Genomic DNA, 19,226 nt, shown 5'->3' with positions numbered 1-19,226 from the left:
GTTGTCGGTCGAGTTTTGGCGAACCCAACTTTAACCCTTCTTACTGCCGCACTCCCACCTTCCCGCTAATCTGCGATGAACCTGAAATCAGCGGTTTACGCTGATCAGGATTTAACCAGATCCAGAGTCAGCGCCGCCACCGCACGGGCCACGTGGGCCCCTGGCGCGGTCAGGTAAGCCACATTGAACACCAGATCCGGCAGGGTGGCGTCCACGGTGAATTCCCTCAGCTTTCCGGTTTCCAGCTCGTGGGTGATGATCTCCCGGGGCAACGCGCTCACGCCGATGCCGTCGCGGGTCATGCGGATGATGGTGGAGAGAGACGAGCTGGCGTGCATCTGGAGGGAGTGATTAACGGGGTAAATCAGCGAGCGGATGTTGGCGTGAGGTTCGCTCATGCGCGGATAGGTGATGATCGGCAACTTGGCCAGCGCCGCTAGGCTCAGGGGTTCCGGCGGCAGCGACAGGGTCGGGCTGGCCACCCAGATCAGCGAGTAGCGCCAGAAGGGTTCGGTCACGAATCCCTCATGGTGCACCTCGCCCATCAGGAAAGCGATGTCCAGCTCCCGGCGGGTGAGCTTGTCCGCCAGGTTCACCGAGATGTCGATGTCCATCTCCAGGTTGATGGCCGGATAGGTCTCGTTGATCCGCTCGATCAGATTGGGCAGCCAGGTGTAGGCCACGGTCTCCGCCACGCCCAGGCGGATGGTGCCCTGGATCGCCTCCGGGTTGGCGACCTTCTCCAGCAGCTCCGAGTGCAGCTGCAGGATTTTCTCCGCGTAGACCAGCAACTGCCGGCCCTGAGCGGTGAGCACCGCGTTGCGGCCGGAGCGGTCAAACAGGGCGACGCCGAGTTCGTCCTCAAGCCCGGATACCCGCGCCGAGATGGTGGGCTGCGACGCGTAGAGTTTTTGCCCGGCTGCCCGGAAACTGCCGAGTTTGGCAATCCAGTAAAAGGTTTCCAAGGACCGGATGTTCATGACCGTTTATTCCACCGTCACACTCTTCGCCAGGTTCCGGGGCTGGTCCACGTCCGTGCCCTTGAGCACCGCGACGTGGTACGCCAGCAGCTGCAAGGGCACGGTGTAGACGATGGGCGCGGTGATGTCGTGGACTTCGGGAATCTGCATCACGTGAATGCCGTCCTCCGAGCGCACCCCCGCCACTTTGTCGGCAAACACGAACAACTCACCGCCCCGGGCCCGGACCTCCTCCAGGTTGGACTTGAGCTTCTCCAGCAGGTCGTTGTTGGGCGCCACGGTGACCACCGGCATCTCGCTGTCCACCAGCGCCAGGGGGCCGTGCTTGAGCTCGCCGGCCGGGTAGGCTTCGGCGTGGATGTAGGAGATTTCCTTGAGTTTGAGAGCGCCTTCCAGCGCCACCGGGAACAGGGCGCCACGGCCCAGGAACAGGCTGTGGTGTTTGTCCATGAAGGCGCGGGACAGCTCGGCGATTTCGCCATCCAGGGCCAGTACCTGTTCCACCTGGCCCGGCAACTGATGAATGGCGGCGACAATCTCCGCTTCCCGCCCGGCCTCCAGGCCGTTGTGACGGGCCAGCGCCAGTGTGAAGATGAGCAGAGCCGTCAGCTGGGTGGTGAACGCCTTGGTGGACGCGACGCCGATTTCCGGGCCGGCTTGGGTCATGATCACCAGGTCGGACTCCCGCACCAGGGAACTGCCGGGCACGTTGCAGATCGCCAGGGCGGCACGGAACCCGGCCTGCTTGGCTTGGCGCAGTGCGGCCAGGGTGTCGGCGGTCTCCCCGGACTGGGAGATGCACAGGAACAGGGTGTCCGGCTGGACTACGTGCTTGCGATACCGAAACTCCGAAGCCACTTCCACGGAACAGGGAATTCCCGCCAGGTCCTCGATCCAGTAGCGGGCCACCATGCCGGCGTGGTAGCTGGTACCACAAGCAATGATCTGGACGTGGCGGATGTTCTCCAGCAGCCGGCCGGCCTCGGTGCCCAGGGCCTGCTCCAGCACCCGGGTGTCGGTCACCCGGCCTTCCATGGTGGCTTTGATGACCTTGGGCTGCTCGTAGATTTCCTTGAGCATGAAGTGGCGGTAGGGCCCTTTATCGGTGGAATCGACGCCGTGCTCGAAGCGAACCACCTTGCGCTCGGCCGGAGTGCCGGCGCGGTCGAACACCTGAATGCGGTCCTTGTGGATATCGGCGATATCCCCCTCTTCCAAAAACAGGAAGCGATCGGTCACCGACAGCAGCGCCAGCTGGTCGGAGGCGATGAAGTTTTCCCCGATGCCGACCCCCACCACCAGCGGGCTGCCGGCGCGGCACACCACCAGGTGATCCGGTTCCGCGGCATGCACCACCGCCAGGGCGTAGGCGCCGCGCAACTGGGCAATGGCGGCCTTGACCGCCTGCAGCAGGCTGCCGAGTTCGCGGTAATGACGCTCGATCAGATGGGCCACCACCTCGGTGTCGGTCTGGGAGGTGAACTCGAACCCGGCCTCCTTCAGCTCGTCCCGCAGCTCCTGATAGTTCTCGATGATGCCGTTATGGACGATGGCCAGGTGATCACCGGACATGTGGGGATGGGCGTTGCTCTGGGAGGGCTCGCCATGGGTGGCCCAGCGGGTGTGGGCAATGCCGGTGGCACCGTGCAGGGGGCTGGCCTGGATCACCTCGGCCAGGACCGCCACCTTGCCGACTTCCCGGGCCCGCCGCACTTGGCCGGCACGGTCGATGACCGCCAGACCGGCGGAGTCATAGCCGCGGTATTCCAGACGGCGCAGGCCTTCAAGCAGGATACCCTGCACGTCCCGTTCACTGATTGCTCCAACGATGCCACACATGTCGCGTTTTCACCTATCGTCTGTCATTCAGGCTTCTTCGGGCGTTCCCAGCCCGAGATGTTCCGTTGTTTGCCCCGGGCCACCGCCAGCTCGCCATCCGAGACATCGCGGGTGATGGTCGAGCCGGCCCCGACGGTGGCGCCCTCGCCCACGGTCACCGGCGCCACCAGCGACGTGTTGGAACCGATGAACGCTCCGTCGCCGATCACCGTGGCGTGCTTGTTGGCGCCGTCGTAGTTGCAGGTAATGGTGCCGGCCCCGACGTTGACCTTTTCCCCGAGTCTAGCATCGCCCACGTAACTGAGGTGGTTAATCTTGCTGCCCTCGCCCACCACCGATTTTTTGACTTCAACGAAGTTACCCACCTTGGTGTTGTCCGCCAGGCGGTTGCCCGGGCGCAGGCGGGCGAAGGGCCCAAGCTGGGCGTGCGCGCCAATCTCGGAGCTTTCGATGACGCTGTAGGGGTGAAGGACGGTGCCCCGGGCGATCCGGCTGTCCCGGATGACGCAGCCAAAACCCACCTGGACGCCGTCCTCCAGCACCACCTCACCTTCCAGCAGCACGTTGGCGTCGATCACCACGTCCTGGCCCACGGTGACCTCGCCCCGGATATCCAGCCGTTCGGGATCCGCCAGGGTAGCACCGGCCAGCATCAGCCGTTCCGCCTGCTGGCGCTGGTAGGCCCGCTCCAGAGCCGCCAGCTGGATCCGGTTGTTGACACCCTCGACCTCGCTGACGGTGGCCGGCTGCGCCGCCCGGATGGTCATGCCCTGGGCAGAGGCCAGGCCGATGATGTCCGTCAGGTAGTACTCCCCCTGGGCATTGCGGTTGGACAGGGACGGCAACCAGGCTTTCAGGTGCCGGGCCAGCACCGCCAGGATGCCGGTGTTGACCTCACGGATCGCCCGTTGCGCCTCGGTGGCGTCCTTGTGCTCGACGATGGCAACCACTCGCCCTTCCCGGTTGCGGACGATGCGGCCGTACCCATTGGGGTCGTCCAGGGTGACTGTGAGCAGCCCGAGCTGGCGTTCGTCCAGGGTGTCCGTGAGCTGGTGCAGGGTTTGGGTCCGGGTCAGCGGCACATCGCCGTACAGCACCAGGACCCGGGCGTTGTCCGGCAGATGTGGCAGGACCTGTGCCACCGCGTGCCCGGTGCCAAGCTGCTCCGGCTGGGTCACCCAGTTCACCGGGTAGGCGGCGCTGGCCTCGCGGACCCGGTCCGCGCCGTGGCCGATCACCACGTGGATGCGTTCGGCGTCCAGTGCCATGGCGGTCTCGATGACGTGATGCAGCATGGCCTTGCCGGCAATGGGATGCAGCACCTTGGGCAGCGAGGACTTCATGCGGGATCCCTGGCCAGCGGCCAGGATGACGACGTGTAGCGGGCTCATGGAAAACTCAGGCTCCCGGGACGAAAGGACATTCACAAAAAAAGCCGCAACCTTCGGGGCCGGAAAGCCGACGCGGGGCGTCGGTCGTCCAGCCGCTCAGGATGCGGCCTTGGTGTTCGGCAAACCCGAAACGACAATGCTTAACGCATTTTCCTGCGCAGCTGCTGGATGGTCCGAAGCTGGGCAGCAGCCTCGGCCAGTTCCGCGGCGGCACGGGAGTACTCGAATTCACCGGTCTTGTTGGCAAGCGCTTTTTCAGCCTCTTTCTGGGCCTCGATCGCCGCCGCTTCGTCCACATCCTTTGCACGAACGGCTGTATCTGCGAGCAAAGTCACCAGATTGGGCTGAACTTCCAGATATCCGCCGGATACGTAAAGAATTTCTTCCTCACCACCCTGCTTGATGATCCGAACGGGTCCAGGCTTGAGTGCGGTCAGCAGTGGGGTGTGGCCCGGGGCAATCCCCAGGTCACCTTCGGAACCCGCCGCGATCAGCATTTCCACCAATCCGGAATAGATCTTCGTTTCGGCACTTACCACGTCACAATGCACGGTCATACCCATGTCAGTTGCCTCTTTGATCGATCCGGAAACTCGGGCAAAGGGTGAGTTTACTCACCCTTGCTCTTCATTTCCTTCGCTTTCTCGACCGCTTCCTCAATGGTACCAACCATGTAGAAGGCCTGCTCGGGCAGGTCGTCATAGTCGCCGTTGAGGATGCCCTTGAAGCCGCTGATGGTTTCCTTCAGCGGGACGTATTTACCGGGCGCGCCGGTGAATACCTCAGCGACGTGGAAGGGCTGGGACAGAAAACGCTCGATCTTACGGGCACGGGCGACCACCAGCTTGTCGTCTTCGGACAGCTCGTCCATACCCAGGATCGCGATGATGTCTTTCAGTTCCTTGTAGCGCTGCAGTACGGACTGCACGCCACGGGCCACCTCGTAGTGCTCCTGGCCGATCACCAGCGGATCCAGCTGACGGGAGGTGGAGTCCAGCGGATCGATCGCCGGGTAGATACCCTTGGCGGCGATGTCACGGCTCAGTACCACGGTCGCATCCAGGTGCGAGAAGGTGGTGGCCGGGGACGGGTCGGTCAGGTCGTCCGCCGGTACGTACACCGCCTGGATGGAGGTGATGGAGCCGGTCTTGGTGGAGGTGATCCGCTCCTGCAGCTGACCCATCTCCTCGGCCAGGGTCGGCTGGTAACCAACCGCGGACGGCATCCGGCCCAGCAGCGCGGATACTTCGGTTCCGGCCAGGGTGTAACGGTAGATGTTGTCGACGAACAGCAGTACATCACGACCTTCGTCACGGAACTTCTCGGCCATGGTGAGGCCGGTCAGGGCCACACGCAGACGGTTTCCGGGGGGCTCGTTCATCTGGCCATACACCATGGCCACCTTGTCGAGAACGTTGGACTCCTTCATTTCATAGTAGAAGTCGTTACCTTCCCGGGTCCGCTCACCCACACCCGCGAATACGGAGAGACCGGAGTGCTCCTTCGCGATGTTGTTGATCAGCTCCATCATGTTGACGGTCTTGCCAACGCCGGCACCGCCGAACAGACCAACCTTACCCCCTTTGGCGAACGGGCAGATCAGGTCGATGACCTTGATGCCGGTTTCCAGCAGGTCGGTGGAGGCCGCCTGGTCGGCATAGCCCGGCGCCTTGCGGTGGATGGCCCAGCGTTCTTTCTCGCCGATCTCGCCACGCTCGTCGATGGGGCGACCCAGAACGTCCATGATCCGGCCCAGGGTCTCGGTGCCCACGGGCACGGAAATCGGTTTGCCGGTGTTGGTTGCTTTCAGGCCACGCTTGAGGCCTTCGGTGCTGCCCATGGCGATGGTACGAACAATGCCGTCACCCAGCTGCTGCTGGACTTCCAGGGTTGTTTCGCCACCTTCAAGCAGCAGTGCGTCATATACGTTGGGAACGGAGTCACGTGGAAATTCCACGTCGATAACCGCGCCAATGATCTGAACGATGTGTCCGCTACTCATGCTCGGTTCCTCGTTATCTCAATAGTCAATAAAACCAGTCGGATCGTGCCGGATCAAACCGCGGTCGCGCCGCTCACGATCTCTGAAATCTCTTGGGTAATGGCGGCCTGACGCGCCTTGTTGTACGCGAGCTGCAGTTCGTCGATGAAGTTACCGGCGTTGTCGGTCGCGCTCTTCATGGCAATCATCCGGGCAGCCTGCTCGCAGGCCAGGTTTTCCACCACGCCCTGGTACACCTGGGACTCGATGAAACGTGGCAGAAGGCCATCGAGGATCTGCCGGGCATCGGGCTCGTAGAGATAATCCCACTGGTTCTTGATCTCTTCCTCGTCTTCGCTCGGAGGCAGGGGCAGGAGCTGCTCCACCTTCGGGCGCTGGGTCATGGTGTTCACGAACTCGTTGGAGACAAGATACAGACGATCGATCCTGCCCTCGGAGAACGCGTCCAGCATCACCTTGACGTTGCCGATGAGTTGGCTGGAGCTTGGCTGGTCACCCAGATGGGTCAACGCCGCAACGACATTGCCGCCGTAGCTCCGGAAAAAGGAGGCGCCCTTCTGCCCGATGGCGCACAGTTCGGACTCCACTCCTTTTTCTTTCCACGCTTTCATTTCACGGACAAGCGCTTTGAACAGGTTTACGTTCAGACCACCACAGAGGCCACGATCAGTCGACACCACGATAAAGCCGACACGCTTGACCTCGCGCTCGACCATGAACGGGTGCTTGTACTGAGCATTCGCCTTGGCAATGTGCCCGATCACCTGACGCATCTTCTCGGCATACGGGCGTGTGGCCTGCATGCGATCCTGAGCCTTACGCATCTTGCTCGCCGCCACCATTTCCATGGCGCTGGTGATTTTCTGCGTGCTCTTGATGCTCGAAATCTGGTTACGTATTTCTTTGCCGACGGCCATAACTCACTGCCTTCTCAAGTTAGACACTCATTGCTACGAAAGCGGCCCGCGACGGAGGTCGCAGGCCTGTTTCTTACCAGCTCTGAGTGGTCTTGAATTTCTCAAGTGCAGCTCTGAGGCCGGCAGCGATTTCGTCGTTGTAATCGCCTTTCTCGTTGATCTTGTCGAGCAGTTCTTTCTGCTCGGAGCGCATCCAGTCGAGCAGTTGCGCTTCGAACTTGACCACTTTGTCGACATCAACGTCGTCCAGGAAGCCTTCGTTGGCTGCGAACAGAACGGTGCCCATCTCAGCCACGGACATCGGGCTGTACTGCTTCTGCTTCATCAGCTCGGTCACCCGCTGACCGTGCTCCAGCTGCTTACGGGTGGCCTCGTCCAGGTCGGAAGCGAACTGGGCGAATGCCGCCAGCTCCCGATACTGGGCCAGGGCCAGACGGATACCGCCACCGAGTTTCTTCATGATCTTGGTCTGGGCCGCACCGCCCACCCGGGAGACCGAGATACCCGCGTTCATCGCGGGACGGATACCGGAGTTGAACAGGTTGGTTTCCAGGAAGATCTGACCGTCGGTGATGGAGATCACGTTGGTCGGTACGAACGCGGATACGTCACCGGCCTGGGTTTCGATGATCGGCAGGGCGGTCAGGGAACCGGTCTTGCCTTTCACTTCGCCGTTGGTGAACTTCTCGACGTAGTCGGCGTTGACCCGCGCCGCGCGCTCGAGCAGACGGGAGTGCAGGTAGAACACGTCACCCGGGTACGCTTCACGGCCGGGCGGACGACGCAGCAGCAAGGAGATCTGACGATACGCCCAGGCCTGCTTGGTCAGGTCGTCGTATACGATCAGGGCGTCTTCACCGCGGTCACGGAAATACTCACCCATGGTACAGCCGGCATACGGTGCCAGGAACTGCATGGAGGCCGGGTCGGCGGCACCGGCGGCAACCACGATGGTGTGCTCCATGGCACCGTGCTCTTCCAGCTTGCGCACCACGGCGGCGATGGAGGACTGCTTCTGGCCGACGGCAACGTAGATACACTTGATGCCGGTGCCTTTCTGGTTGATGATCGCATCGATGGCGACCGCGGTCTTACCGATCTGACGGTCACCAATGATCAGCTCCCGCTGACCGCGGCCGATCGGCACCATGGTGTCGATCGCTTTCAGACCGGTCTGCACCGGCTGGTCGACGGACTGACGGGCGATAACGCCCGGCGCGACCTTCTCGACCGGATCGGTCAGCTCGGTGCCCAGCTCGCCCTTGCCGTCGATCGGGTTACCCAGGGCGTCCACCACGCGGCCGAGCAGCTGCGGGCCCACCGGCACCTCCAGGATGCGACCGGTACAACGGACTTTCTGGCCTTCCGCCAGACCCTCGTAGTCACCCAGCACAACGGCACCGACGGAATCGCGCTCCAGGTTCAGAGCCATGCCGTAGGTGCCGTTGGCGAATTCGATCATTTCGCCGTACATGACGTCGGCGAGACCGTGGATCAGCACGATGCCGTCGGAGACGGACAGGATCGTACCTTCGTTCTTTGCTTCGGAAGAGATATCGAGCTTCTCGATCCTCTTCTTGATGATGTCACTGATCTCGGATGGATTCAGTTGCTGCATGCCAATATCCTCAAACCTTGTGCTGAAATCAGGAGCCCAGAGCGTCGGCCAGCTTGTTCAGCTTTCCGCGTACAGACGCGTCAATGACCAAGTCGCCGGTGCGAATAACCACGCCACCGATCAGTGACTTGTCCAGCGACGCCGCGAGTGACACTTGCCGATCCAGTTTCTTCGAAAGTGCCTGGGCGAGCTTCTGTTGCTGTTCTTCCGTCAGCTCGAACGCTGCGGTTACTTCAATGTCAACAGTGCGCTCCAGATCAGCCCGGTACATGTTGAAGAGCGCTGCAATCTCGGGAAGAAGAGCCAGCCGGCGGTTTTCCGCCAGAACGGCGAAGAAGTTGCGGACCTGCTCGGTGACACCGTCTTCGACGATCTCCAGGATCAGCTCGGCCTTCTTCTGCTCTTCCAGAGTCGGGTTCGCGAGAAGCTGTCGAATCTCTTCGTTCGCGGTGACCTGTCCGGCAATCGTCAGCACCTTGGACCACTCCGCCAGTTGCGCGTGCTCCTGGGCGGCCGCGAAGGCGGCTTTTGCGTAAGGACGGGCCAGCGTTCTCAGTTCTGCCATGATGAACCTCGTCGTTTAGAGTTCCGCCGCCAGTTTTTCCAACATCTCGTTGTGCTTGGAGGCATCGACAGAGGTTTCCAGGATCTTCTCGGCACCGGCGACGGCAAGCGCGGCGAGTTCCGCACGCAGGGCGTCACGGGCCTGGTTGCGCTCCCGCTCGATTTCGGCCTTGGCCTGCTCGATCAGCTTCTGGCCTTCCTTGCGGGCTTCCTCCTTGGAGGCTTCCACGATCTGGTTGGCCCGCTTGTTGGCCTGCTCGATCAGGGCCGCGGCTTGCTGCTTGGCTTCGCGCAGTTCCTGGGCTGACTTTTCCTGAGCCAGTTCCAGATCGCGCGCCGCACGGTCTGAAGCAGCCAGGCCGTCAGCGATCTTCTTTTGACGCTCCTGCAGTGCGGCCATGATCGGCGGCCACACGTATTTCATGCAGAAGACGACAAAGATAAAGAACGCGATGGCTTGACCAATCAACGTCAAATTAATGTTCACGTCTTCACCTCTCGCCTGTTTCGTTAAGAATCATCGGACCGGGGTAGGCCCCCGGCTGGCGACTCGATTAACCGGCGATCTGGCCGACGAACGGATTGGCGAAGGTGAAGAACAGGGCGATACCAACACCGATCATGGTGACGGCGTCCAGCAGACCGGCAACGATGAACATCTTGACCTGCAGCATCGGAGTCATTTCCGGCTGACGGGCAGCGCCTTCCAGGAACTTGCCACCGAGGATACCAAAGCCGATGGCGGTGCCCAGAGCGCCCAGGCCGATCAGCAGTGCAACAGCGATAGCGGTCATTCCAACTACAGTTTCCATGATAACTCCCAATTTCAGTTAGGTTTTCAGTTTAAGGGTTTAGGGTTTAAAACTACGGTTCAATGGTGTCCGATCAGTGACTGTCCTCGTGAGCCATGCTCAGGTACACGATCGTCAACATCATGAAGATGAACGCCTGCAGGGTGATTACCAGAATGTGGAAAATCGCCCAGGGTACGGACAGCGTCCATTGCGCCCACAGCGGCAGCAATGCGATCAGGATGAAGATCAGCTCGCCGGCGTAGAGGTTGCCGAACAACCGCAGCGCCAGGGAGATGGGCTTGGCGATCAGGCTCACGCCCTCCAGCAGGAGGTTGACCGGAATCAGCAGAATCTTCACGAACAGGTTGTCGGAGGAGAAGGGATGCAGGGTCAGCTCACCCAGGAAGCCACCCAAGCCCTTGACCTTCAGGCTGTAGTAGATGATCAGCGCGAACACCGACAGGGACATACCCAGAGTGATGTTGACGTCGGTGGTCGGAACGACCTTCATGTACTCCAGCCCCATCAGGTGGAACAGTTGCGGCAGGAAGTCCACCGGCACCAGATCCATGAGGTTCATCAGGAAAATCCAGCAGAAGATGGTCAGGGCCAGCGGCGCAATGACCTTGTTCTTGCCGTGGAAAGTTTCCTTGACGCTGTTGTCAACGAACTCGATCATCACTTCCACGAAGTTCTGCAGGGCACCGGGCTGGCCGGAAGTGGCGCGCTTGGCGGCCATACGGAAGAGGATCAGGAAGATCACGCCCAGGGCGACGGACCAGCCCAGGGAGTCAATGTGCAGAGCCCAAAAGCCCATGTCGGAGGCTTCCTTCCCGGTGTGGGCCAGTGTCCAGGTGGCGTCTTCGAGTACGGTGCCGTCGGCTCGGACGTAGCCGGCCGGCAACTTGCCGAAGGTCAAGTTCTGGAGGTGATGCTGGATGTATTCGGATGCACTTCCTGCCATAACGGATTCCCAGGTCCAGTTAGCTTTGCTGCGTATTGCTGCCCGCCAGAAGCGGTGTCACCCAGTTGGTGACCAGCATGATCGCAAATGTTAAAAAAAGTGCCGCGATATCAAGCGGCTGAATCCATTTGAACGCCATCGTAAAGAGGATGGCGCACAGGATGAGCTTGCCGGCCTCACCCTGATAGAACGAATTTATGATCTTCTTGGCAGACCGCGCGCCGGCGTAGCGGAATGCCTTGAGCGCAAAGTACCCGTGGGGCAGCAGAAAAATGAGGCCGCCCACGAGCGCCGAGTAACCTGCCACCTGGCCGCGCAGTGAAAAGGCCAGGCTGACGAAGACAAGAATCACGCCCTCGATCAGGAACCACCGTGCGATGGGCGGGCGGCGCATGCCGCTCGGAATAGCCTTCGTCATGTCTGTCCCGGGAATTCGGTGCCTTGGTCCGATGCAGTCTAAAAAATAAGCAAATACACCGATACGAGCGCGGCAGATTATATGTGTTCAATTTGCACGAATCAACAAAGCCTGGGGCTGTTCAGGACGGGAAATGACCCGAAATTCCTGGGTTTTCGGGCCATGGGACACAAATAGGGATTGGTGAGAATTTGAACCACTACATCTTGTGTGAAGACGCCACCACGAACTTTAGTCGCAAAGCCGAAGGGAGGAAAAATCGGCGCTAGCGAATGTGGCCGAGAATGCCGTCCAGCTCATCCAGGGAGCTGTACTCGATGACCACCTTGCCCCGGCCGCGCTGGCCATGGTTGATGGACACCCGGGCGCCCAGTCGTTCGGACAGGTCGTCCTGCAGAGCCCGGATGTTAGGGTCCAGCGCCGTCGGCTTGCGCGGCGCGTCCTGCGCCTGTTCCTGTTGCAGGCGCCGCACCAGGGCCTCGGTCTGTCGGACCGACAGGGACTTGGCCACCACCTGGCGGGCCACCTGCACCTGCTGCTCCGGCGGCAGGGTCAGCATGGCCCGGCCGTGGCCCATTTCCAGATCGCCATGTTCCAGCATCACCCGCACGTCCTCGGTCAGGCCGATCAGCCGCAGCAGGTTGGTGATGGTGGTCCGGGACTTGCCCACGGCCTCGGCCACCTGGGCCTGGGTCAGTCCGAACTCCTCCTGCAGGCGCTGCAGGGCGAAGGCTTCCTCGATGGGGTTGAGGTTCTCGCGCTGGATGTTCTCGATCAGTGCCATGGCAATGGCGGCGTCATCGGGCACATCACGGATGATTGCCGGAATCCGGTCCAGTTCCGCCATTTGCGCGGCACGCCAGCGGCGCTCGCCGGCGATCAGCTCGTAACGGCCCTCGGCGATGGCGCGCACCACCACCGGCTGCATCACGCCTTGCTGCCGGATGGAATCGGCCAGTTCCTGCAACGCGGCCGGGTCCATGTCCCGACGCGGCTGGTAACGGCCGCGCTGGATCAGGTCGACGGGGATGTCGCGCAGTTCGCCGTCGCGGTCCTTGTCCTCCGGATTCAGGGACACCTTGGAGCCCTGCAGCAGAGCCCCCAGTCCACGCTCACCCAATCCTCGTTTTTTCGCCGCCATGGTGTCTGTCATTCTTCCCGTTGAACAAAATGATGCTTCGTGACCCGAGGGCGCCCTATGTTACACCGCCACCGGCGCGGATGTCTTTTTTGAACCATGGCGGCGCACCATTTCCCCAGCCAGCGCCAAGTAGGCCACCGCACCCTTGGAGGAACGGTCGTATTTCAGCGCCGGCAAACCATAGCTGGGCGCTTCGGCCAGCCGCACATTGCGGGGAATCACCGCCCGGTACACCTTGTCGCCGAAGTATTCGGACAACTGGGCGGAGACATCGAGGGTGAGGCTGTTGCGCGGGTCGTACATGGTACGCAGCAGCCCCTCGATCTCCAGATTCGGGTTCACCGTCTCCTGGATCTGCTCGACGGTGTTCATCAGGGCCGCCAACCCCTCCAGCGCATAGTATTCGCACTGCATCGGGATCAGCACCGAATCGGCCGCGGACAGGGCATTGACGGTCAGCAGGCTCAGCGACGGCGGGCAGTCGATCAGAATGTAGTCGTAGTTCTCCCGGACCTTGTTCAGCGCCAGCCGGAGCCGGTGTTCCCGGCCGATCTCATTCATCAGCTCCACCTCGGCGGCGGTCAGGTCGCCGTTGGCCGGCATCAGGTCGAATCCGGCGGCTTCGACCGTCACGATCACCTCCTCGGCGGTGGCTCGTTTGGTCAGCAGGTCGTAACCGGACAGCTCCAGAGTGTTCTTGTCGACGCCACTGCCCATGGTGGCGTTGCCCTGGGGGTCCATGTCCACCAGTAACACACGGCGCTTGGTGGCGGCCAGGGAGGCGGACAGGTTGACGCAGGTGGTGGTCTTGCCGACACCGCCTTTCTGATTGGTCACTGCAATCACGCGCGCCATGTTTCGCCTCCTGTTGCGGGGTTCCGAGATTGATCCGATCGGGCCACGATCAGCAAATGCCGCTCACCGTCGGCGCCGGGCACCGTCAGGGCGTGGCTGGATTTTACCTGCCAGCCCGCCGGAAGGGCAGCCACTTCATCATCCGGAAACAGGCCTTTCATGGCAAGGAACTCACCGTCGTCGGCCAGCAGCCGGCCGCACCAGTCCACCAAGTTGTCCAGGGCGGTGAAGGCACGGCTGCTGATCTGCCGGAACGGTTGCTCCGGCCGGCAGGCTTCGGCCCGGCCATGGATCACCTCGACGTTGTCCAGGCCCAGCTCCAGCACGCACTGGTTCAGGAAACGGGTCTTCTTGCCGTTGCTGTCGAGCAAGGTGAAGCGCCGTTCCGGCAGGGCGATGGCCAGGGGAATGCCCGGCAGACCGCCACCGGCTCCCACGTCCAGCAGATGGTCGGCGCGCACCCAGGGCAGGATGCTCAGGCTGTCCAGCAATTGGCGCGAGACCATCTGGCGCTCGTCACGCACCGCAGTCAGGTTGTAGGCCCGGTTCCACTTGTTAAGCAGGGACAGGAAGGCCAGCAGTCGCCGCTGCTGGCCTTCGCTCAGGGACAGGTTCATCCGGGCCAGCCCATCACGGAGCTGGCCCGACCATAGCGAATGATTCATGGTGCGGGCCTCAGGCACTTTGCTTCTGCAGCAGGTCCCGCTTTTTCAGGTACACCAGAATCTGGCTCACCGCCGCCGGGGTCACGCCCTGAATGCGGGAGGCCTGGGCCACGGTCTCGGGACGGGCGGCCTTGAGCTTCTGGCGAATCTCGTTGGATAGGCCGCCGATCACGTCGTAGTCCAGATCCGCCGGCAGCGGCGTGTTTTCGTGCCGGCGCAGGCGCTCGATTTCGTCGGCCTGGCGGGAGATGTAGCCCTCGTACTTGATCTCGATTTCCACCTGTTCCGCCACCTGCGCGTCGTCGGCCTGCTCGCCGGAGATCTCCGCGATCTGTGCGTAGGTCATTTCCGGACGGCGCAGCAGCTCGGCCAGCGACTGGTCCCGGGTCATCGGCTGGCGGAGAAAACCGTTGGCCCGGTCGCCGGCCTCGGTGCCCGGATGCACGCGGGTGGTTTCCAGGCGCTGGCGTTCACGCACGATCGCCTCGCGCTTGTCGTTGAACCGGCGCCAGCGTTCATCGTCCACCAGGCCCAGCCGGCGGCCGATCTCGGTCAGGCGCAGGTCGGCGTTGTCCTCGCGCAGAAGCAACCGGTACTCCGCGCGGCTGGTGAACATACGGTAGGGCTCCCGGGTGCCCAGGGTGATCAGGTCGTCCACCAGCACCCCGAGGTAGGCTTCGTCCCGGCGCGGGTACCACGGCTCCTTCTCTTGGGCCCGCAGGGCGGCGTTGATGCCCGCCAGCAGGCCCTGGGCGCCGGCTTCCTCGTAACCGGTGGTGCCGTTGATCTGGCCGGCGAAATAGAGGCCGCGGATGTACTTGGTCTCCAGGGTGTGGCGCAGGTCCTGGGGATCGATGTAATCGTACTCGATGGCGTAGCCCGGCCGGGTGATGTGGGCGTTCTCAAACCCCGGAATGGAGCGTACCGCCGCCAGCTGGATGTCGAACGGCAGGCTGGTGGAAATGCCGTTGGGATACAGCTCGTGGGTGGTCAGCCCTTCCGGCTCCACGAAAATCTGGTGTGAATCCTTGTCCGCGAACCGGTTGACCTTGTCCTCGATGGACGGACAGTAACGCGGGCCCACGCCTTCGATGTTGCCGGTGAACATGGGCGAGCGGTCGAAGCCGCTGCGGATGATGTCATGGGTCTGCTCGGTGGTGCGGGTGACGTAGCAGCACACCTGGCGCGGGTGCTCGTCGCGGCTGCCAATGAAGGACATCACCGGCGTCGGCTGGTCGCCCCACTGTTCCTGCATCACGGAGAAGTCCACCGAGCGCGCGTCGATGCGCGGCGGCGTGCCGGTCTTGAGCCGGCCGACGTTGAACGGCAGTTCCCGCAGCCGGCGCGCCAGTGCATTCGCCGGCGCGTCACCGGCACGACCGCCGGCGTGGCTCTGCAGGCCGATGTGGATCACGCCCCCTAAGAAGGTACCGGTGGTCAGCACCACGGTTTTGGCGTTGAAGCGGATGCCGGTCTGGGTCACCACCCCGGTCACCTGGTCGTTTTCCACAATCAGGTCGTCCGCCGCCTGCTGGAACAGCAGCAGGTTCGGTTGGTTTTCCAGCATGTTCCGGATGGCCGCCTTATACAGGACCCGATCCGCCTGCGCCCGGGTGGCACGCACCGCCGGCCCCTTGCGGCTGTTCAGCACCCGGAACTGGATGCCGGCGCGGTCGGTGGCCCGCGCCATGGCGCCACCGAGCGCGTCGATTTCCTTGACCAAGTGGCTCTTGCCGATCCCGCCGATGGCCGGATTACAGGACATCTGGCCCAGCGTCTCAATGTTGTGGGTCAACAGCAGGGTCTGGCAGCCCATGCGCGCGGCCGCCAGCGCGGCCTCGGTACCGGCGTGGCCACCACCAATGACAATGACATCGAAACGGGTCGGAAACTCCACTCTTCACCTCGGAAATCGGGGGGATAAAAACAGGGCGGCGAGTATAGCGCCTTGCCCGGTAAATTGCAGTCGGAATGCACAAATTTTAACCAAGCCGACCGGGAACAGGAAAGTCGGAAACCGGTGCACATCTGTGGAAAACACTCCGCCCCCTCCCCGACCGGCATACGTAAAAACCGAAATTGGCTATTTTTCAGGCGCTTGGAACGCTCTCCTGAGAAAACAATTCAAAAAGTTATCCACAGATTGGGAGGCTTTCCATACCCCATAAAACACAGGTTAAGCCATTGTTTTTTATTGATATTAAAAAAACATTTCAACGGCTATCCGGAGTTTTTCCGACTAGTTGTCCACAGTAAGTCGGTGATTCCGCCGGTGCAAGCGGACCACCACCGGCAACACCAAGCCGTTGACCAGGGACAGGCTCAAGAAAAACGCCGGTATGGTCATCTCCAGCCCACCCAGCAGCAGCATGCCGCACAGCGCGCTGGCCACCATGAACAGGGCATTGATCACGTTCAGGGCGGCGATGATCCGCGCCCGCCGGTTGTCCGGAGTTTCGTGCTGGATGTAGGCGTACAGGGGAACGATGAACAGGCCGCCGCAGACACCGATGGCGGTGAGGTCAATCAGCACGCGCCGGTACGCCGGATCGGTCAGTAGCCGCCACCAGTCCGAGGCCTGGGGCACCTCCGGTGCCGCCAGATAGACGTCGATTCCGAACAGGGTCAGGCCCAGCGCACCCCAGGGTACCGGTGTCAGGCTGATGCGATGGCGGGTCAGCCGCTCACACAGCATGGAACCGACGGCGATGCCGATGGTGAACAGCGCCAGCAGCAGGGTGACCACGGTTTCGTCGCCGGCCAGCCAAGTCCTGGCGAAGTTGGGAAACTGGGTCAGATAGGCGGCCCCCAGGAACCAGAACCAGGAGATGGCGAGCACCGCTTGCAGTACGTGCCGCCGTTCGGCCGCCACCCCCATCAGCTGCCACGTGTCCCGCAGCGGGCGCACACGCACCACCAGGTCGGGGTTGTCCGAGCCCGCCCAGGGTACCTGCCGGGCCGCGAGGTAGCCCGCCACCGCCATCGCCACCACCGCCACGGCGGTCACTCGGGCGGCCTGGTCCAGCCCCATGATCAGACCGGCGGCAATGGTCCCCAGCAGGATCGCCACGAAGGTGCCCATGCCCACCAGGCCGTTGCCCCCCACCAGTTCGCTGTCGTCCAGCACCTTCGGCAGGATGGCGTACTTCACCGGTCCGAAGAAGGTGGACTGAGTGCCCATCAGGAACAGCAGCACCAGCAGCCACCCCCACCAGCCGAACCAGAGCCCGACCGCGGCCAGACCCATGATGACGATTTCCGCCAGCTTCACCAGGCGGATAATGGTCGACATCTCGTAGCGGTCGGCCACCTGGCCAGCAACCCCGGAAAACAGAAAAAACGGCAGGATGAACAGGAACGCCGCCAGGTTGACGATCAGGTTCACCGACAGGCCCAACACGTCACCGGCACCGTAGGTGATCAACAGCAACAGGGCGTTCTTGTACAGGTTGTCGTTGAAGGCACCGGAAAACTGGGTCAGATAGAAGGGCAGAAAACGCCGTTGGGCGAACAATCGGAACTGGCTGTGTTGGCTCATGACTCTTTCCGTTTTGGTGCATTCCGGTGATCAGCCCGGGCCTTCCGCCCGCTTTTGGTGCACCGGTACCTGGCGTTTGTTGTACACTCTGATCAAAGATTAACCATTTCAAGGCGTTGGCGCCTTGGCACGGAATTCGCGTACGGAATTCGTGCATGTCGGAGCCTTCGGGCCGCCGGGACCATTCGGCGTTCATCCAGGGCTCCCTAAACCTAGCATGGCCAGGACGGCTGTTCACCAGACTTCAAACGAAGGGTCCTGCTCATGAGCAGCGTAGTCAGACTCTCGTGGCGCAAAGGCCGGCGCATGCATGATACGGTTGACCCGGACATTATCCTCAGCCACGATTTCGAGTCGGTGTACCAGCCGATTTTTTGTCCCACGCAACAGAAACTGGTTGGCTACGAAGCCCTGGTCCGGGTCAAGCGCAACGGTACGCCAATCTCTCCGGTCAGTCTGTTCGAGCTCGCGGCCAGCCAGGATCAGGTGTTCGAGCTGGACAGCCACCTGCTGCAACGACACCTCGAGCACTTCGGTGGCAAGTCCCTGCCGGTGTGGCTGTTCCTCAACATCACCCCCCAGACCTGCACCCAGCCTACGGCTTCCCTGGAGCGCCTGGCCAGCCACTGCCGCCGCTGCGGCATTCCGCCGGAGCGGATCGTGCTGGAGCTGGTGGAGGCGGCGTCCGATAACACCGATGCCCTGCTGGATTTTATCCACAGGGCCCGGGAACAGGGCTTTCAGATCGCCATCGACGACTTCGGCATGGGCGACTCCAACTTCGAGCGCCTGTGGCGCATCAACCCTCTGATCGTGAAGCTGGACCGCAGCCTGCTGGTGAACGCCGAACACCACATCCGGGCCCGCATGCTGCTGGAGAGTCTGGTCCGGATGATCCGAGAAAGCGGCAGCCTGGTGCTGCTGGAAGGCATTGAAAATGAAGCCCTGGCCCGGATTGCCCTGGCCACCGAGGCGGACCTGCTGCAGGGCTTCCTGTTCGGCAGGCCGGGGCCGGTGTCGAAAAAGGCCGCCGAGCAGGCCGAGGCCCGGCTGGCCCAACGGGTCAGCCAGTCCAGTGAATGGTCCCTGCAGGACAGCCGGGATCAGGAAAACTACCTGCGCCTGCTGCGCTTCGAGATCATGGAGACCTGCCACCTGGTGGCCCGGGGCGTGCCTTTCCGGGCCGCCTGTGAACAACTGCTGCAAATGGACGGTGTCAAACGCTGCTTCGTGCTGGACCAGAACGGCATCCAGCAGGGCAACTTGGCACGCACCCATCCGGACATCAAGCAGGTCCGCTTCAACCCCCTGTATGAGTCCGCCGGGGCCTGCTGGGCGCACCGGGAGTATTTTCAGAAGGCCCGCCAGCGGCCCCAGCACATTCACTGCTCACGGCCCTACGTCGGCCTGCCCGATGCCCGGCGCACGGTGACCCTGTCCACCGTCCTGCACTTTCAGGAGCAAACCCAGGTGTTGTGCGTGGACATCCATCCGGATGAGGTGTTCGGCGGCCAGCTGGCGTTCCCCGATACCCTTTGAG

The 19,226-nt window shown here is 62.2% G+C and carries 18 protein-coding genes; 1 reads left to right on the top strand and 17 read right to left on the bottom strand.

The annotated features are described in order from the left end of the window. Positions 1 to 104 precede the first annotated feature (104 nt). The 17 genes from BTO32_RS05990 to BTO32_RS05910 form a co-directional block, all read right to left on the bottom strand. The gene (locus BTO32_RS05990; RefSeq protein ID WP_076723670.1) at positions 105 to 980 is read right to left on the bottom strand and encodes a LysR family transcriptional regulator; all 876 of its coding nucleotides are present in this window, start codon (positions 978 to 980) and stop codon (positions 105 to 107) included. 6 nt (positions 981 to 986) lie between these two features. Further along, entirely contained in the window at positions 987 to 2,819 is a 1,833-nt protein-coding gene (gene glmS, locus BTO32_RS05985; protein ID WP_076723668.1) for a glutamine--fructose-6-phosphate transaminase (isomerizing), read from the bottom strand. Between the two features lie 23 nt (positions 2,820 to 2,842). After that, positions 2,843 to 4,210 carry a bifunctional UDP-N-acetylglucosamine diphosphorylase/glucosamine-1-phosphate N-acetyltransferase GlmU gene (glmU, locus tag BTO32_RS05980; RefSeq protein WP_076723666.1) on the bottom strand — a complete coding sequence of 456 codons (1,368 nt, stop codon included), beginning with the start codon at positions 4,208 to 4,210 and terminating at the stop codon, positions 2,843 to 2,845. 140 nt (positions 4,211 to 4,350) lie between these two features. Continuing rightward, positions 4,351 to 4,773, bottom strand: coding sequence for a F0F1 ATP synthase subunit epsilon (locus BTO32_RS05975; protein ID WP_076723663.1), 423 nt, complete (start codon positions 4,771 to 4,773; stop codon positions 4,351 to 4,353). A 47-nt stretch (positions 4,774 to 4,820) separates the two neighbouring features. Further along, positions 4,821 to 6,212 carry a F0F1 ATP synthase subunit beta gene (atpD, locus tag BTO32_RS05970; protein ID WP_076723660.1) on the bottom strand — a complete coding sequence of 464 codons (1,392 nt, stop codon included), beginning with the start codon at positions 6,210 to 6,212 and terminating at the stop codon, positions 4,821 to 4,823. A gap of 53 nt (positions 6,213 to 6,265) precedes the next feature. After that, the gene (gene atpG / locus BTO32_RS05965) at positions 6,266 to 7,129 is read right to left on the bottom strand and encodes a F0F1 ATP synthase subunit gamma (protein WP_076723657.1); all 864 of its coding nucleotides are present in this window, start codon (positions 7,127 to 7,129) and stop codon (positions 6,266 to 6,268) included. A 73-nt stretch (positions 7,130 to 7,202) separates the two neighbouring features. Then, the gene (atpA, locus tag BTO32_RS05960; protein ID WP_076723655.1) at positions 7,203 to 8,747 is read right to left on the bottom strand and encodes a F0F1 ATP synthase subunit alpha; all 1,545 of its coding nucleotides are present in this window, start codon (positions 8,745 to 8,747) and stop codon (positions 7,203 to 7,205) included. 28 nt (positions 8,748 to 8,775) lie between these two features. Continuing rightward, positions 8,776 to 9,312, bottom strand: coding sequence for a F0F1 ATP synthase subunit delta (locus BTO32_RS05955; RefSeq protein WP_076723653.1), 537 nt, complete (start codon positions 9,310 to 9,312; stop codon positions 8,776 to 8,778). Between the two features lie 15 nt (positions 9,313 to 9,327). After that, entirely contained in the window at positions 9,328 to 9,798 is a 471-nt protein-coding gene (locus BTO32_RS05950) for a F0F1 ATP synthase subunit B (RefSeq protein WP_076723650.1), read from the bottom strand. 67 nt (positions 9,799 to 9,865) lie between these two features. Further along, positions 9,866 to 10,123 (bottom strand): F0F1 ATP synthase subunit C, encoded by a 258-nt coding sequence (gene atpE / locus BTO32_RS05945; RefSeq protein ID WP_012138088.1) that lies wholly within the window; start codon positions 10,121 to 10,123, stop codon positions 9,866 to 9,868. Between the two features lie 73 nt (positions 10,124 to 10,196). Further along, on the bottom strand, positions 10,197 to 11,069 hold the full coding sequence (gene atpB / locus BTO32_RS05940; protein ID WP_076723647.1) for a F0F1 ATP synthase subunit A: 873 nt from the start codon (positions 11,067 to 11,069) through the stop codon (positions 10,197 to 10,199). Between the two features lie 19 nt (positions 11,070 to 11,088). Beyond that, entirely contained in the window at positions 11,089 to 11,487 is a 399-nt protein-coding gene (locus tag BTO32_RS05935) for a F0F1 ATP synthase subunit I (protein WP_076723645.1), read from the bottom strand. A 265-nt stretch (positions 11,488 to 11,752) separates the two neighbouring features. Next, positions 11,753 to 12,628: a ParB/RepB/Spo0J family partition protein gene (locus tag BTO32_RS05930; protein ID WP_076723643.1), complete on the bottom strand. Its 876-nt coding sequence runs from the start codon at positions 12,626 to 12,628 to the stop codon at positions 11,753 to 11,755. Positions 12,629 to 12,688: 60 nt separating this feature from the next. Continuing rightward, positions 12,689 to 13,483, bottom strand: a complete 795-nt coding sequence (locus tag BTO32_RS05925; protein ID WP_076723641.1) for a ParA family protein — start codon at positions 13,481 to 13,483, stop codon at positions 12,689 to 12,691. Then, on the bottom strand, positions 13,471 to 14,148 hold the full coding sequence (gene rsmG / locus BTO32_RS05920) for a 16S rRNA (guanine(527)-N(7))-methyltransferase RsmG (RefSeq protein ID WP_076723639.1): 678 nt from the start codon (positions 14,146 to 14,148) through the stop codon (positions 13,471 to 13,473). The genes BTO32_RS05925 and rsmG overlap by 13 nt, the downstream gene beginning before the upstream one ends. Positions 14,149 to 14,158: 10 nt before the next feature. Next, complete coding sequence (mnmG, locus tag BTO32_RS05915; protein WP_076723637.1) at positions 14,159 to 16,045, bottom strand: tRNA uridine-5-carboxymethylaminomethyl(34) synthesis enzyme MnmG; 1,887 nt, start codon at positions 16,043 to 16,045, stop codon at positions 14,159 to 14,161. Positions 16,046 to 16,387: 342 nt separating this feature from the next. Further along, positions 16,388 to 17,686 (bottom strand): MFS transporter, encoded by a 1,299-nt coding sequence (locus BTO32_RS05910; RefSeq protein ID WP_076723635.1) that lies wholly within the window; start codon positions 17,684 to 17,686, stop codon positions 16,388 to 16,390. A 306-nt stretch (positions 17,687 to 17,992) separates the two neighbouring features. Here BTO32_RS05910 and BTO32_RS05905 point away from each other — a divergent pair, with 306 nt between their 5' ends. Further along, positions 17,993 to 19,225, top strand: a complete 1,233-nt coding sequence (locus BTO32_RS05905; protein WP_245820280.1) for a sensor domain-containing phosphodiesterase — start codon at positions 17,993 to 17,995, stop codon at positions 19,223 to 19,225. Position 19,226: the final 1 nt, after the last annotated feature.

Source organism: Marinobacter lutaoensis, assembly GCF_001981305.1.
Classification (GTDB): Bacteria; Pseudomonadota; Gammaproteobacteria; order Pseudomonadales; family Oleiphilaceae; genus Marinobacter; species Marinobacter lutaoensis.
This window is presented reverse-complemented; position numbering and strand designations above follow the sequence as displayed.

What these genes read in the sequence shown, in the direction of transcription:
- atpG (WP_076723657.1), bottom strand. Translation starts at nt 7,129, where the DNA reads ATGGCCGTCGGCAAAGAAATACGTAACCAGATTTCGAGCATCAAGAGC.
- glmU (WP_076723666.1), bottom strand. Translation starts at nt 4,210, where the DNA reads ATGAGCCCGCTACACGTCGTCATCCTGGCCGCTGGCCAGGGATCCCGC.
- atpD (WP_076723660.1), bottom strand. Translation starts at nt 6,212, where the DNA reads ATGAGTAGCGGACACATCGTTCAGATCATTGGCGCGGTTATCGACGTG.
- BTO32_RS05990 (WP_076723670.1), bottom strand. Translation starts at nt 980, where the DNA reads ATGAACATCCGGTCCTTGGAAACCTTTTACTGGATTGCCAAACTCGGC.
- BTO32_RS05905 (WP_245820280.1), top strand. Translation starts at nt 17,993, where the DNA reads ATGCATGATACGGTTGACCCGGACATTATCCTCAGCCACGATTTCGAG.
- atpA (WP_076723655.1), bottom strand. Translation starts at nt 8,747, where the DNA reads ATGCAGCAACTGAATCCATCCGAGATCAGTGACATCATCAAGAAGAGG.
- rsmG (WP_076723639.1), bottom strand. Translation starts at nt 14,148, where the DNA reads ATGAATCATTCGCTATGGTCGGGCCAGCTCCGTGATGGGCTGGCCCGG.
- atpE (WP_012138088.1), bottom strand. Translation starts at nt 10,123, where the DNA reads ATGGAAACTGTAGTTGGAATGACCGCTATCGCTGTTGCACTGCTGATC.
- BTO32_RS05910 (WP_076723635.1), bottom strand. Translation starts at nt 17,686, where the DNA reads ATGAGCCAACACAGCCAGTTCCGATTGTTCGCCCAACGGCGTTTTCTG.
- BTO32_RS05955 (WP_076723653.1), bottom strand. Translation starts at nt 9,312, where the DNA reads ATGGCAGAACTGAGAACGCTGGCCCGTCCTTACGCAAAAGCCGCCTTC.
- BTO32_RS05935 (WP_076723645.1), bottom strand. Translation starts at nt 11,487, where the DNA reads ATGACGAAGGCTATTCCGAGCGGCATGCGCCGCCCGCCCATCGCACGG.
- BTO32_RS05925 (WP_076723641.1), bottom strand. Translation starts at nt 13,483, where the DNA reads ATGGCGCGCGTGATTGCAGTGACCAATCAGAAAGGCGGTGTCGGCAAG.
- atpB (WP_076723647.1), bottom strand. Translation starts at nt 11,069, where the DNA reads ATGGCAGGAAGTGCATCCGAATACATCCAGCATCACCTCCAGAACTTG.
- glmS (WP_076723668.1), bottom strand. Translation starts at nt 2,819, where the DNA reads ATGTGTGGCATCGTTGGAGCAATCAGTGAACGGGACGTGCAGGGTATC.
- BTO32_RS05975 (WP_076723663.1), bottom strand. Translation starts at nt 4,773, where the DNA reads ATGGGTATGACCGTGCATTGTGACGTGGTAAGTGCCGAAACGAAGATC.
- BTO32_RS05930 (WP_076723643.1), bottom strand. Translation starts at nt 12,628, where the DNA reads ATGGCGGCGAAAAAACGAGGATTGGGTGAGCGTGGACTGGGGGCTCTG.